This window comes from Aequorivita capsosiphonis DSM 23843 (genome assembly GCF_000429125.1).
Lineage (GTDB): Bacteria > Bacteroidota > Bacteroidia > Flavobacteriales > Flavobacteriaceae > Aequorivita > Aequorivita capsosiphonis.
Map to the genome: position 1 here is coordinate 214,589 of NZ_KE386850.1, position 13,961 is coordinate 228,549.

Sequence of the window (13,961 nt, forward strand, 5' to 3'; positions counted from 1 at the left end):
CGATAGAATAAATATCTTTAAGCTTTATTAACAATTAAATAAACTATATGTCAGACGCACTTCAATATCAAAAACAAAAGGAATTATTTGGACACCCTGTGGGGCTCTATATTCTGTTTTTTACCGAAATGTGGGAGCGTTTCTCCTATTATGGGATGCGTGCTATATTAGTTCTTTACTTGGTGGCAGAGTCAAATGGTGGGAATCCAGGATTGGGCTGGACCGATGGGGAGGCGCTTACGGTTTATGGTTGGTACACCATGCTTGTTTATGTGGCATCCATTCCAGGAGGTTGGATTGCAGATAAGTTTTTGGGTCAAAAACAATCTGTACTTGTTGGTGGTATATTACTTACTGCCGGACACGGAATTCTTTCTATTGAACAGATGTGGGCATTCTATACAGGACTGGGGCTAATTATAGCTGGTGTAGGTATGTTAAAACCGAATATTTCAACTATGGTTGGTGGTCTGTATAAGCCTGGTGATATTAGAAGAGATAAAGGGTTCACCATTTTTTATATAGGAATAAACGTTGGTGCATTTCTGTCTAGTATAATCGTTGGGTATGTTGGTGAAACTTATGGATGGCATTATGGTTTTGGACTTGCGGCAATTGGAATGGCCCTAGGTCTTATTCAGTATATGGCTGGCCAAAAACATTTAAAATATGTTGGTAATAACACTAGTAAATCTATTGATCCAGTGGAACAAGAAGCAATGAAAAAACCCCTATCTAAAATTGAAAAGGATAGAATGATTGTGTTGTTAGTCTCTTTTGTATTAGTGATTGTATTCTGGGGCGCGTTTGAACAAGCCGGTGGCTTGATGAATCTTTACGCTTCTGATAAAACCGACCGTATGTTGCTGGGTTGGGAAGTTCCCGCTTCGTGGTTTCAATCTTTGAATGCGATGTTTATTATTATTTTAGGAACTACAGTAGCTGCTTTCTGGGCGAAACGAAAGTTGAAAGGAAAAGTTTCTACCTCGCTATTCAAAATGTGCGTGGGATTAATTATTATGGGGACAGGTTTCTTCTTTATGACCGCAGCTGCTGGGCAGTATAGTATTGAAGGTTCTTCTGCAATGTACTGGTTGGTATTGGCATATCTGTTTCACACTGTTGGAGAGCTTTGTCTTTCTCCAGTTGCACTTTCATATATTACTAAATTGGCTCCGCTAAAGTATGCTTCCTTAATGATGGGTGTTTTCTTCGCAATGACCGGCTTCGGAAATTTACTGGCAGGTCTTTTAGGAAAATCGGCCTCAGATTTGGGAGAATATACGGTGTTTACTGGAATTGCAATTTTCTGTGTGCTCTTTGGTTTACTAGTTCTTTTGGTGAGAAAGAAACTAGAAAGTCTTACACATGGTGCAGAAGATAATGAGCGTGAAATTATAGACGACAACGAACCATACGAACTTGCAGATCCAGATATAAATAAAAACAATTAATATTTAGAAGTACAATTTAACCAAAGCATAAGCACATGAATACCGATATTGAAAATCTATTTAAAGACAAAGTTTTAGGACATCCTGCGGGACTTTTTATACTTTTCTTTACCGAAATGTGGGAACGTTTTTCGTTCTATGGAATGCGAATCCTGTTGGTGCTGTTTTTAACCGCACCACTCTTAGATGACAATCCTGGATGGGATTGGCCGAGAGAGCATGCACTTGCTTTGATTGGTACCTATGCTTCACTCTTGTATTTAACTCCGATTATTGGGGGTTGGATAGCCGATAAGATTACAGGCTATAGAATGGCAGTAGTGATTGGCTGTATTATAATGACCCTTGGACACGCTTCCATGGCCATTGAAACAACGGCTTCATTTTATCTAGGGCTTGCGTTTTTGGTTATCGGTACGGGTTTCTTTAAGCCGAACATTACTTCTATTATTTCTGAAATGTACAAAGGCAAAGAATCCAAGAAGGATGGAGCTTATACGCTGTTTTATATGGGTGTAAATGCCGGAGCATTTTTCGGAATGATGCTTTGTGGATATTTGGCAGAAAATTATGGTTGGTCTTGGGGCTTTGGTCTTGCTGGTATTTTTATGTTTTTAGGAATGCTTCAGTTTCTATTGGCACATAAAATGTTTGGCAAGATTGGTGCAAAACCTTCCAAAGTACACGAAGTAGAAATACCTCAAAATATAAATGAAGCAAGACCCGAACTGCGGGAAGACGGAGTTGAGGAAGCACCAATCAAATTGAACCCATTCACCATGTTTGACTATGTGTTGATTGTATTATCATCCGTAGGTGGTTTGCTCTATCTCTTTAATGACCCACTGGAGACTATCTATTCCAAATCTTTGGTGCCTTTTGAAATAGGAGGAATGAGCGGAACCAATATTGTGGTTCTAGCTGCTTTAGCCATGTTCTTAATCTTGTTAATAACACGTATCGCTCGCTATTTGCCAATAGTTCGCGATAGATTGATTGCAGTATCCATTTTTGGACTTTTTACGGTTTTCTTCTTTGCCTTCTTTGAGCAGTCACTTGGGTCTATGACGCTTTTTGCCCAGGATTATACGGATAGAAGTTTAACGGGTAATTCGGCAATTATCTTTAAAGTTATAGATACACTCTTGACTACGGTTCCTTTAATTATTATTACTTATGTTATATTTCTGCTGATAAAGAAAACTCATAATAAAATCGGTCCTTCAAACATAGCTTTATCTCTTGCCTTTATAGGTATTTGGGGATTAGTGATTTTTAGATTGATAGACAAATTAGGACAGACTGAATTAACCGTCGATGCCACTTGGTTTGGAATTCTTAACTCTTTCTTTATTATTACTTTGGCGCCGTTCTTTTCAAAATGGTGGGAAAGTAAATACAACCCTAGCGCTGCCGTTAAATACGGAATTGGATTAGTGCTTCTGGGTCTTGGGTTTGCTGTTCTTTCTTATGGCGCATCAGATATTCCAGCTGGAGCAATGACCGCTTCGGTGAGTATGGCTTTTTTAATATTCGCTTATTTACTTCATACCATGGGTGAACTATGTCTTTCGCCTTTAGGACTTTCCTATTTAAGTAAGTTGGTTCCCGCACGAATGATTGGTTTTATGTTTGGGGTTTGGTACCTCGCAATTGCAGTAGGTCAAAAAGCCGCGAATACCATGGGCGGAATGATCGATAAAATTTCGGCGGAATACTCTTTGGGAACTTTCTTCCTAATTTTCACCTTGATTCCAATTGCAGTGGGGATTGTAGCAATGGCTCTAAACCCTGTACTAAAGAAGTTGATGCACGGTATACGCTAATATACAATACGAAAAACATAAAAACGTTCCTCTTTGTGGAACGTTTTTTGTTTTACTATTTTTGAATTAATAAAAGAAATTTCAATGAAAAACATAATACTACTTCTTTTGCTCATTAGCGCGGGCGCCATAAATGCACAGGGAATTAATTGGATGACCATGAATGAAGCTTTGGAAGCCCAAAAAAAGGAGCCAAAAAAGATTTTTATGGACGTTTATACCACTTGGTGCGGTCCGTGTAAAATGTTAGATAAAAATACCTTTGGCGATAAAGAGGTTATCGAGTATGTCAATAAAAACTACTACGCGGTAAAGTTTAATGCTGAAGGAACCGAGAATGTCGATTACCAGGGTTTTGTTTATACCAACCCTAATTACGATGCAAAGAGAAAAGGAAGAAATTCGCAACATTTATTTGCGCACGCCATGAAGGTAACGGCATACCCAACTGTGGTGTTCTTTAAAGATAATGGAGATATTATTCAAGCAGTTCCAGGTTACCGAACGCCCCAACAACTTGAGATATTCCTAAAGATGATCCACAGTGATGATTATTTAAAAGTTACCACTGCCGAAGCTTGGGAAGCCTATCAAAAAGACTTTAAGCACACCTTTTAAATGAGTCTTTTAGTTTTATATTAAAACTATTTTATTGAGAAAGCTCCTTGTTTTGCCGTATGGTAAAATGGGAGCTTTTTTAATTTGCAGGTTTTCTCCCATTGGTTTACATAGCTGAAATAATTGCTGCCGTCCGCTATAACCTGCGTTGGTTTTAAACTGTCGATAATTCGGTTGAGGTTTATTCTTGGGCTATTTGTGATTATTAATGTGTGTATGTTTTTCTTCTTCGGAAAAAGACCTAAGCTGTCCAATACCAAGATGTTTTTCTTTTTATATTGAAAAATTTTGGGCAATACATCTTCTGAATAATTGCTAATATTAATGGCAGTTTTATAGGAATGGATAGGGTAGCTATCTGAATGAATTGTAGCTGAATCTTTTTTAAAAAGAATAAAGTTCTTTCCGTTTTTATAGCCAATTGAGGTGTGCTTACTCTTCTGAAAAATCCATAACTCGTTCCAAGGTATTCGGAATTCATCATAAATGTAAACCGCTATCAAGAGGGAGATTGCTACAAGTGAAGCCATCAATCTTTTATAATTTACCTTCTTAAAGAGAAAGGCCATTGCAATTATCAGGAGATAAAATCCCACGACTTTGAACGCTGAAAAGTGTATGCCTTTTAACAGGAAGGCATCCTGTGATGCAATAAAATGTATAAAGTCATTTAGGGCTTCCAAGAGATAATTATAGACTTCAGCTAACCAATCTGGCAAACTGTTTAAAGATGCTAAGAGTACAATCAAAATACCGCCACACATTAGGATTGCAAGAAATGGTAATACCACAATGTTTGTAATTAGAAACAAACCTGGGAATTGGTGGAAATAGTATAAGCTCAAAGGGAAAACGCCAATTTGCGCACAAATAGTTACCGATACAATTCCCCATGCATTCCGAAGTAACTTGTATTTTGAATACCCAATTTTTAGAAATATGGGTAGAAGCCAAACGATAAAAAATACCGCCAAATAACTAAACTGAAACCCAACTTTAAAAAGCCATAACGGATTAATGATTAAAAGCGTCAAAAACGAAAGAAATAAAGTGTTTAAGGAATTGCTCTCCCTGTTTATTAATTTCGCCATCGCGAAAAATGTAAACATGGTTACAGCTCTGGTAACCGAAGGTGATAACCCTGATAGAACTGCAAAACCCCAAAGCAAAACTACAATTATTACGGAATGAAGAAATATACCATATTTCCAGCGAGTTATTATCTTAAATAGGAACACGAATATAAAGTATAAAATTCCTACATGCAGTCCAGACACCGCTAAAATATGTACGGCACCAGCCGCTGCATAATCATTGTAAAGATTTTTATCAATGTCTCTCTTTTCGCCTAAAACCAAAGCTTGGATAATGGCGCGTTCGTCGGTTTTGAGTTTTGTTTTCTGTAGTTTTTCTACAAGAGAGGCTCTAAAGTTTTGGGCAGTGCCCAGTAATGTGGAAGTGCCTTTTCGTGTTTTTAGGATAGTCTTTTCTGAAACCCGTAACTGACCGTAGATTTCCATTGATCTCATATATTCTGAATAGTCAAATTGATGCGGATTCAGTGGCTTTGGAATTTCTAAAATAGGTGCGTAAACCAAAATAATATCATCTGGTATAATTGATTTCTGAAGAGAATCTTTTGAAATGTTCAACAGGATTTTTCCCTTTTTGGGTGAGCCATTTACTGCGAGTACAGTTGCGAAATATTTTAAATTGAATTTGTCTGGCTTTATAGGTTGCTCTATTTTAAGTTGAATTATTTCAGGAGTATCATCAAATTCAAGATGTGAATAATGCTCTGCCTCAAACTCTGGTAAGCGCATTTGATAACTTACATATCCAATTGCAAAAAAGCTTAGATAGGTGGCAATTCCGAAGAAAACCTTTTGAATAAGTTGATTTCGAGCGAAAAACCAAAAAAGGAAAACTCCAAAAAGTAACGCCAAGAGATAAGGTAATAAAAAGACTGAAATAGGATAGAAGCGCGAAGTGAGAATTCCCAACGCTAGAAATATCGAAAACCTTACAATTGCGAAGTTGATAAATCTCATACCCCAGATTTTAAGTGAAACCTAAAATCAATTGAGGAGTATTTATAAAGTTAGTGATTATTTCTAATTAAAGCAATTGTAAAATACTGAAAATTAACGTTTTGTTTTTTAGTGTTCTGGTTTTTCGGAGATATTATGAAAGTCTTTTCATTAGAAATAAAGCTATACAGCTTTAGCTATCATTGAGAATTTTTATTTGAAAATGGGGCTTCTACGTGAAAATACAATTAAATAACGCGTCTTACTTCAGCAAATGCTTTTTTCCAATAGGCTTCATCTAATGATGAAATAATAACACCTGCGCTGGTACTAGAATGAATAAACTTGACTTCGCCCCGTTTATTCTCTACTACAAGACCTACATGAGTGATTACATTTCTACGGCTCGTCTTAAAGAAAACAAGATCGCCTGGTTCAATGTTTTTAAAAGAAATTAGAACTCCTTCTTTTGCCATATCTCGCGATATGCGTGGCAAGCTTATATTTTCCTTTTCAAAAGCAACACATATTAAGCCAGAGCAGTCCATTCCCGCTTCGGTTGTCCCTCCATATTTATATTTTGTGCCTTGGAAGGTTTTCGCAAAATCAATGATATCCTTTTTTATTTCTTTCGGACTTTCCTCTTCAGCTTCCATATCTAAGTCAGCCAATCTTGTATTTTTTGAAGGCTTTACTTTTTTATTCGGCTTGGTTTTCGATGCGCTTTTTCCAATGATAGCTTCTGGCACTTTCCCAGTGTTCTTAGTGGTTCCGCAGGAAACTAAGAATAAAGTAAACAATGAAAGAAGCAGTATTTTTTTCATCAGTGGAGAATAGAAGATTCAAAGGTTAAATATATAAAAAATATTCCTTAAGCTGTGTTAAGGTTATATTTAAGAGCGACAGGCTTGTGACTTCCAAGAATTAATCCGGTGACAGAGAATTTACTTTTTCCGTTTTTCAGTGGGTTGAGGTTGTATGGAAGTATAAATTAATTTCGCGGTGTTTTCACTGGCACCACGGCCGCCTAAGGCTTTTTCGAGATCATAATAATCTAGAAACATGGCTGCGCGGTTATATGGTTCCAAAATATCCGTCAATTCTTTTTTAAGCCTTTTGGTATTAAAATCAGTTTGGATTAGCTCTGTGACAACGGTTTTTTTCAAGATGAGGTTTACTAAGGAAATATAATCCAGTTTAATTACGCGTTTGGCAATTTCATAGGAAACTCTGCTGCCTTTATAACAGACCACTTGCGGAACTTTAAAAAGAGCGGTTTCTAAGGTTGCTGTTCCTGAGGTTACCAATGCAGCGTGGGATATACTCAGCAAATCGTAAGTCTTGTTCGTCACAAAATGAATGTTCTTAAGGCTGAGAAAAGTTTCATAAAAGGACTTTTCCTGACTAGGCGCACCGGCAATTACAAACTGATACTCTTTAAAATTCTTTGCTGCAGAAATCATGATTTCCAGCATTTTCTTTATTTCTTGCTTTCGGCTACCGGGAAGTAACGCGACTATGGGTCTTTCATCCAATCCATTTTCACTTTTGAAGGTTTTTGGATCCACTTGAGGTTGGTTATAGACGGCATCTATAAGTGGATGGCCTACAAAGTGAACTGGGAAGTTGTGCTTTTCTTCATAGAACTCCTTTTCAAAAGGCAAGATGACGTACATCTCATCTATATCTCGCTTGATTTCTTTGATGCGGCCTTCTTTCCACGCCCAGATTTGCGGTGAAATATAATAATGGGTTTTATAGCCTTTTTGTCTTGCCCACTTGGCGATACGCAAATTAAAACCCGGATAATCTATAAAAATAATAACATCAGGATTAAATGTCTCAATGTCTTTTTTGCAGAGTTTAATATTTTTCAGAATGGTGCCGAGGTTCATGATTACTTCGGCGAAACCCATAAAAGCGAGGTCGCGATAATGCTTTACCTCTGTTCCTCCAGCCGCTTTCATCAAATCGCCACCCCAAAAACGAAAGTCCGCTTCCGCATCTTCCTTTTTTAAGGCTTTCATTAAATTGGCGCCGTGCAAATCTCCAGATGCTTCGCCCGCTATGAGGTAGTATTTCATTTTGAAAAAGTTGAAAGTTCAAGGTTAAAAGTTCAAGGTTAAAAGTTTATCGCGCAATACAACTTGAAACTTGAAACCAGAAACCTGGAACTATTTAATTACATTCTGTATCAATATATCAAAAAATTCTGTCAAGGTCATTCCGGCTTCCCTTACTTGCTTGGGGACGATACTTTCCGTGGAAATACCTGGGTTGGTGTTTGTTTCAATAAAATAGGGTTTTCCTTTTTCTATAATAAATTCGCTGCGTGTTACACCACGCATGTTCAGTATTTTATAGATTCGAATGGCTTCTTTCTTAACCATTTCGGTTTCTTTCTCAGAAATTCTTGCAGGCGTTATTTCCTGTGATTTTCCAAGATATTTGGCTTCATAATCGAAAAACTCATTTTCTGAAACTATTTCGGTTACTGGAAGCGCGATTATTTCATCACCATTGTTGTAAACGCCTACGGAGACTTCAACGCCCACCAAGGCAGTTTCGATAATTATTTCAGAATCTTCTGTAAATGCTTTTTCAATAGCAGGCATCATTTCCCCCATATTGTGCACTTTACTGATTCCGAAGCTAGACCCCGAGCGATTTGGTTTTACGAAGCATGGTAGCCCTGTTTTTAAAACAATTTCATTTAAATGAATTTCAGTCCCTTTATTCACATAATATGAATTTGCAGCCCGTACCCCAAAGTTTTTCAAAACGGAAAGGCAGTCGCGTTTGTTGAAAGTAAGCGCCGCGGAATAATAATTACTGCTTGTGTGTGGAATTCCCAGCAAGGCCCAGTACGCCTGAAGATAACCATCTTCGCCGGGCGTTCCGTGAATAGCATTAAAAACTGCATCTGGCTTGATGGTTTCTTTACCATTGCCAAAACTGAAATCTGCTCTGTTTACAGGATATTTGGTGCCGTCTTCAGCTACATGATACCATCCTTCTTCCAGAATGTGGATAGGATATACTTCATATTTATTTTTATCCAACGCATTGCAGACCACTCCGCCGCTGTTGATAGATATATCGAATTCGCTTGAATAGCCACCCATTGCTACGGCTATATGTTTTTTCTGCATAACAAATCTTTAAAAACTGCGTTTACAAAAGTATTAAAAATATATGCACTAAAGTTTTAAAGTTATAAGTGTCTATGCCTAAAGTTAACTGGCTTTAATGTTGAAAACGGCGGTTTAGAGTTGTACTTTTTAATAACATATTCTCAGTTTCATAAAATATAGCAAAAAAATAAAATTCACTCTTTAGGGGTTAGGGACACTTTCAGCAAAAGATACTACCTTTGGGCTTTCAATTTTTGTGCATTAACATAGCAACGTATGAATTTTTTTCAATTTATTTTTACCAAGGCTTTTTTAAAACAATTGCTGTTGGCCATTGTGACCATCTTTGTTTTGGGTTTTTTAATTTTATGGTGGTTGCGTATTACAACCAACCACAACGAAAGAATAGAAGTGCCAAACTTGGCCAAAATGTCACTGGATAAAGTTGAAGACAGGCTAAACGAGATGGATCTTCGCTATGAAATATTGGATTCGGCAAATTACAATCCTGATTTTCCAAAATACTCCGTGATCGAGCAGATTCCAAAGCCTGGTGAATTCGTAAAAGAAAATAGAAGACTTTATTTAACGTTAAACCCATCTGGTTATCGGCAGATAGAGGTACCGGACATTTTAGGACGTACGCGCCGTCAAGCAGAACCAACGCTTCTGGCCATGGGTTTTGTGATAGGAAAAATAAGTTATAGACCGCATATTAGTGACAACGTATTAGAAATGCGATATAAAGGAGAAAAGCTTGAGCCAGGCACTCCAATTCAAAAGACTTCGGTTATTGATTTGATTGTGGGCGATCAATCCCTTAACAGAATTCTATCTGATAGCGATGGAGCTTCAGATGAAAACAAAGAGTCACCGGACCAAAATGACGGAGAACACCATGACGAATTTTAAAGACGAAGATATAGAGGAAACCGGCGGCAATGATGATCTTTATGAACATTATCGCTTTACCGCAGACAAGGGGCAGAATGCGTTAAGGGTAGATAAATACCTGATGAACCTGATTGAAAAGGCCACTCGAAACAAAATACAGAAAGCGGCCGTTGCGGGAAACATTCACGTAAACGGTGTTCCCGTAAAATCTAATTACAAGGTAAAAGGGAAGGATGTGGTCACGGTGCTTTTTGAGCATCCACCTTATGAATTTTTGCTGGTTCCTGAAAATATTCCAATTGATATCGTTTATGAAGACGATGCTGTTCTTGTGGTCAATAAAGCCCCAGGAATGGTTGTACATCCAGGTCACGGTAATTACAGCGGCACGCTGATAAATGCCTTGACCTATCACTTTGATAACCTTCCGAATAACTCCAGTAACAGACCTGGCTTAGTCCATAGAATAGATAAAGACACAAGCGGACTTCTGGTAGTTGCCAAAACGGAGGAGGCGATGACGCATCTGGCCAAACAGTTTTTTGATAAGAGTACCGAGCGCGAATATGTAGCCTTGGTTTGGGGAAATGTGGAAGAGGAAGAAGGAACCATAGAAGGCAATATTGGTCGTCATCCTAAAAATCGTTTGCAAAACACCGTTTATGAAAACGACGACGAGGAGAAAGGGAAACCAGCCGTTACTCACTATAAGGTTTTAGAACGTTTAGGCTATGTTACTTTGGTTTCCTGTAGATTGGAAACGGGCCGCACGCACCAAATTCGTGTGCATATGAAGTATATTGGCCACACACTTTTTAACGATGAGCGCTACGGCGGTGAAAGAATATTAAAAGGAACAACTTTTTCTAAATACAAGCAGTTTGTAGATAACTGTTTTAAAGTATTGCCACGGCAAGCATTGCACGCAAGGACTTTGGGCTTTGTACATCCAGTTACCCAAGAATTTATGCGATTTGAAAGTCCTATTCCGGAAGATATGGAAGCTTGTATAGAGAAGTGGCGGAATTATTCGAAGAACGTTATTGAGTAGAAATCTACCTGCTTCGCTTTTTCCAGGTTTCGGGGTTGCGACTAGTGTGGATTATTGACAAAACTTCAATAAATTTTTCATCGACAACTCTATAGTGAATCCCAAAAGGAAATTTTTTCAAATAGCGAACTCTTGTGGTTTTGTATTTTAATTGATATAACTCTGGATTTTCAATTAGTGCATCAAGTTCAGAGTATAAGGAATGAAGAAATCGATTTGCAAGAGTAGAGTTTAGGAGGTGATAATACTCATAGATTTCATCTGCATCTTTTTGGGCGAGTATTCTAATTCGCAACTTATACATCTACTTTTCTTTAAAAGAATCTTTGAATTCTTGATAAGTAATATAATTATCTGGATTTGAATCGGCCTCCGCAACGCGGTCATCAAGAATCCTTTTATGAGCGTCACTCAAACAATAATCCTCAGATTGCTCTTTTTCCCGCATAATCAAATACAGCTGAAACTCCTCCATAGTCTTAAAATGGGTTTTGTCTAAGTTTAATTCTTCTTCTATATGGATTGTGGTCATGACAAAATACTTTTAATCAAATATAAGCAAAATCTAAAAATGATATTTGGTTAATACAAAAGCTCTTTCCCAAGTAATGAGGAAAGAGCTTTTGAGGTATATAAACTTTCTATTTTAAAAGTTTACTTCTTAATCCACTTAGCAGTAGAAGTGTGCTTTCCATTAGAAATGCTCACGAAATACATTCCGCTATTTAAATGTTTAAGGTTGTAACTTGAAGTTGTTTGCAGGCTTCTTTCTTCAGAAAAAACTACTTTTCCGTCAATGCTGTAAATTTTCACTTTCGCATTTTCTATTGTTGAAGGGATTTTAAATGTTAATATTCCTTCCGAAGGATTTGGAAATATGGAAATCTGTGAGTCAGAGTTTATGCTTGCGATGCCAGCGGTATTGTCCAATTCTACGAAGCCGGCGCGTGTATTGTCGCCTTTATAGCCATTCCGCTTTATGGTTTCTGGATTATAAGGAACATTGAGATTGTAGACACTTACAAAAGTAGAATCTACGCCCGCGCCAAAAGTTTGGGTATAGCTGTTTGCAGTGAGATCTAGCATTCCATCATCATTTACATCGCCTAAAACAGCTCCGTTTAAAAATGTAAACCCGCGGGTGCGAATAGGGAAACCATCTATTTGACCACTACCATCTAACGAGTATGCGTGAATATAACCTTCACCTTGGTCATCAGTCATAATGCTAGGGAAAATGATATCCAAAATACCATCATTGTTTACATCTGCAATAGAAAGCACTCCTTCGGTACCGCCATATTTATTTATTGGGAAATTGGGTAGATTATTGCCATCGGGATCTAAGCCATAAATAACGGGTAACTCTTCGCCAGGGGTAAAACTTGTAACTCGGTCTGACATAAATATATCAAAAGTGCCGTCTTCATCAAAGTCCAAAACTGTAGGTGGTGAATACGTCCACCCATCCAATAGAATTGGCCACCCTGCTTTGTAGTTGCCATCGTGTTCCATAACGTAGAACCCAGGGCTGTCGCCGTGATTGCTTCCAATTATTTCTAGGAAGTTGTCACCGTCAAGATCGGCAAGAATGGGGGATTGATAGGAGTATTTTACATTTGGATCTACTACCGGGAAACCGGGTAATACTTGCCCTTGATTATCAAAAACATACATTCCGCCAGAGGAGGCTGAAATTACCACATTAGGACTACCATCATTATTAACATCGCCTATGGATGGTGTAAATCCAGGTGTAGCGGATACTTCCACAGGCCAGTTCGCATTTATGGGAGTACCGTCCATTTTTATAGCGTGAACAAAACCTTGGGTGCCAGACACGCGTTCTCCGGTAACTATATCTAAAACACCATCGCCATCAACATCTGCGGCGGCAGGGGCATTTATCATCCAATGGTTGTCAAAATTAAGGGGCCAACCTGGGAGATCGTTGCCTTCCGTATCCATTAAATATACGCGACCGGCAGCAGGTATTCCACCAGTATTTAAAATAATTTCAAGATTTCCATCTCCATTTAGATCGGCAACGGTTGGAGGTAAGGTAATATTGCCGCTAATGGGTTTTGTCCAGAGAACGGTACCATCGCCCTTTAGCGCATATAAAGTGTTCCAAATTCCATATAGAATTTCATCAACTCCGTCGTCGTCCAGATCGGCCAAGGTGACGCCACGGGTGTTTTTAAAAGTTGGATTGGCAGGTTCGCCATACTGCCATAATTTGTCAAATTCTTGGGTTTGTTCTGGGTTGTTGTAACCTTCTGGCAAGGTGATGGTTCCAACAGAAATGGTTCCATCTTCATTGAGACTTGCTATTTTGCCTTGTTGCTGGGCAGTAATAACCGGTGCCATTCCGAATATGATCGCTGATAGGAGAGTAATTGTTTTTTTCATTGTGTTGGGTTTTATTGCTTTACTCTATAAAAATATCAATAATTCTTGGATTTTTAAGAATATAAAGATGATACTATTGAGTACTTAACTAAATAATCAATTGCGTTAGCGAATAATTCAAATAGTTACGTGCGCTTCTTCTCCTAACAAACATTTTTAATAAAATTTTCTGTTGTTGTTTAAGGGGAAGGTGCTTTGCTCTTCGAATTTTTTCAGCGAAGAAGTGGAACCCGCACGAGAATTTAATTTTGGTAGGGATTACAATTCGGGGGTCGGAAAAGGTTTCTGATTTTAGATTTTACGTATTAATAAAAAAATAATTCTTTCCAAACCCTTCCAGCGTTTAAAACGCTGGAAGAGTTATGAGTTTCTGTTACTCGGGTGGAAGGAGCGTTGGGTTTTATCTTTAACTAAGATTCCACCATCTTAACAAAAAGTTAAAGTTGTCGTACTTTAATGTTTTTAAACCTGTTTCAAGCCTTAAAGTAGGGAATCCGATTATATTTGCAACTTGGCAACTTTTACTGTTTTTTCAGTGGGTT

12 protein-coding genes are annotated in these 13,961 nt (G+C 37.9%); 5 read left to right on the top strand and 7 right to left on the bottom strand.

Going from position 1 to position 13,961, the window contains the following annotated elements:
* Nucleotides 1-47: 47 nt before the first annotated feature.
* From G440_RS0118350 to G440_RS0118365, 3 genes are all read left to right on the top strand, one after another.
* Complete coding sequence (locus tag G440_RS0118350) at nt 48-1,454, top strand: peptide MFS transporter (protein WP_026452632.1); 1,407 nt, start codon at nt 48-50, stop codon at nt 1,452-1,454.
* A 35-nt stretch (nt 1,455-1,489) separates the two neighbouring features.
* The gene (locus G440_RS0118355) at nt 1,490-3,280 is read left to right on the top strand and encodes a peptide MFS transporter (protein ID WP_026452633.1); all 1,791 of its coding nucleotides are present in this window, start codon (nt 1,490-1,492) and stop codon (nt 3,278-3,280) included.
* 84 nt (nt 3,281-3,364) lie between these two features.
* Nucleotides 3,365-3,898 carry a thioredoxin family protein gene (locus G440_RS0118365; RefSeq protein ID WP_026452634.1) on the top strand — a complete coding sequence of 178 codons (534 nt, stop codon included), beginning with the start codon at nt 3,365-3,367 and terminating at the stop codon, nt 3,896-3,898.
* A 26-nt stretch (nt 3,899-3,924) separates the two neighbouring features.
* On the opposite strand, the gene G440_RS0118370 is transcribed toward G440_RS0118365, so the two are convergent.
* The 4 genes from G440_RS0118370 to G440_RS0118385 all read right to left on the bottom strand — a co-directional run bounded on the left by G440_RS0118370 (nt 3,925) and on the right by G440_RS0118385 (nt 9,080).
* Complete coding sequence (locus G440_RS0118370) at nt 3,925-5,949, bottom strand: ComEC/Rec2 family competence protein (protein ID WP_084426897.1); 2,025 nt, start codon at nt 5,947-5,949, stop codon at nt 3,925-3,927.
* Between the two features lie 227 nt (nt 5,950-6,176).
* Entirely contained in the window at nt 6,177-6,752 is a 576-nt protein-coding gene (locus tag G440_RS0118375; protein ID WP_034259958.1) for a C40 family peptidase, read from the bottom strand.
* A gap of 120 nt (nt 6,753-6,872) precedes the next feature.
* A complete protein-coding gene (gene lpxB / locus G440_RS0118380) occupies nt 6,873-8,012 on the bottom strand; it encodes a lipid-A-disaccharide synthase (RefSeq protein ID WP_026452637.1) in 1,140 nt (379 codons plus the stop codon).
* A gap of 90 nt (nt 8,013-8,102) precedes the next feature.
* Nucleotides 8,103-9,080: a D-alanine--D-alanine ligase gene (locus tag G440_RS0118385; RefSeq protein WP_026452638.1), complete on the bottom strand. Its 978-nt coding sequence runs from the start codon at nt 9,078-9,080 to the stop codon at nt 8,103-8,105.
* Nucleotides 9,081-9,338: 258 nt separating this feature from the next.
* On the opposite strand from G440_RS0118385, the gene G440_RS0118390 reads away from it, so the two are divergent.
* Complete coding sequence (locus G440_RS0118390) at nt 9,339-9,974, top strand: PASTA domain-containing protein (protein WP_026452639.1); 636 nt, start codon at nt 9,339-9,341, stop codon at nt 9,972-9,974.
* Nucleotides 9,961-11,007 (top strand): RluA family pseudouridine synthase, encoded by a 1,047-nt coding sequence (locus G440_RS0118395; protein WP_026452640.1) that lies wholly within the window; start codon nt 9,961-9,963, stop codon nt 11,005-11,007. The genes G440_RS0118390 and G440_RS0118395 overlap by 14 nt, the downstream gene beginning before the upstream one ends.
* Nucleotides 11,008-11,011: 4 nt before the next feature.
* Here G440_RS0118395 and G440_RS0118400 read toward each other — a convergent pair whose 3' ends face one another.
* The 3 genes from G440_RS0118400 to G440_RS0118410 form a co-directional block, all read right to left on the bottom strand.
* Nucleotides 11,012-11,311: a type II toxin-antitoxin system RelE/ParE family toxin gene (locus G440_RS0118400; RefSeq protein WP_026452641.1), complete on the bottom strand. Its 300-nt coding sequence runs from the start codon at nt 11,309-11,311 to the stop codon at nt 11,012-11,014.
* On the bottom strand, nt 11,312-11,539 hold the full coding sequence (locus G440_RS0118405; RefSeq protein ID WP_026452642.1) for a hypothetical protein: 228 nt from the start codon (nt 11,537-11,539) through the stop codon (nt 11,312-11,314).
* Between the two features lie 122 nt (nt 11,540-11,661).
* The gene (locus G440_RS0118410) at nt 11,662-13,419 is read right to left on the bottom strand and encodes a T9SS type A sorting domain-containing protein (protein ID WP_026452643.1); all 1,758 of its coding nucleotides are present in this window, start codon (nt 13,417-13,419) and stop codon (nt 11,662-11,664) included.
* Nucleotides 13,420-13,961: the final 542 nt, after the last annotated feature.

What these genes read in the sequence shown, in the direction of transcription:
- G440_RS0118350 (WP_026452632.1), top strand. Translation starts at nt 48, where the DNA reads ATGTCAGACGCACTTCAATATCAAAAACAAAAGGAATTATTTGGACAC.
- G440_RS0118355 (WP_026452633.1), top strand. Translation starts at nt 1,490, where the DNA reads ATGAATACCGATATTGAAAATCTATTTAAAGACAAAGTTTTAGGACAT.
- G440_RS0118365 (WP_026452634.1), top strand. Translation starts at nt 3,365, where the DNA reads ATGAAAAACATAATACTACTTCTTTTGCTCATTAGCGCGGGCGCCATA.
- G440_RS0118370 (WP_084426897.1), bottom strand. Translation starts at nt 5,949, where the DNA reads ATGAGATTTATCAACTTCGCAATTGTAAGGTTTTCGATATTTCTAGCG.
- G440_RS0118375 (WP_034259958.1), bottom strand. Translation starts at nt 6,752, where the DNA reads ATGAAAAAAATACTGCTTCTTTCATTGTTTACTTTATTCTTAGTTTCC.
- lpxB (WP_026452637.1), bottom strand. Translation starts at nt 8,012, where the DNA reads ATGAAATACTACCTCATAGCGGGCGAAGCATCTGGAGATTTGCACGGC.
- G440_RS0118385 (WP_026452638.1), bottom strand. Translation starts at nt 9,080, where the DNA reads ATGCAGAAAAAACATATAGCCGTAGCAATGGGTGGCTATTCAAGCGAA.
- G440_RS0118390 (WP_026452639.1), top strand. Translation starts at nt 9,339, where the DNA reads ATGAATTTTTTTCAATTTATTTTTACCAAGGCTTTTTTAAAACAATTG.
- G440_RS0118395 (WP_026452640.1), top strand. Translation starts at nt 9,961, where the DNA reads ATGACGAATTTTAAAGACGAAGATATAGAGGAAACCGGCGGCAATGAT.
- G440_RS0118400 (WP_026452641.1), bottom strand. Translation starts at nt 11,311, where the DNA reads ATGTATAAGTTGCGAATTAGAATACTCGCCCAAAAAGATGCAGATGAA.
- G440_RS0118405 (WP_026452642.1), bottom strand. Translation starts at nt 11,539, where the DNA reads ATGACCACAATCCATATAGAAGAAGAATTAAACTTAGACAAAACCCAT.
- G440_RS0118410 (WP_026452643.1), bottom strand. Translation starts at nt 13,419, where the DNA reads ATGAAAAAAACAATTACTCTCCTATCAGCGATCATATTCGGAATGGCA.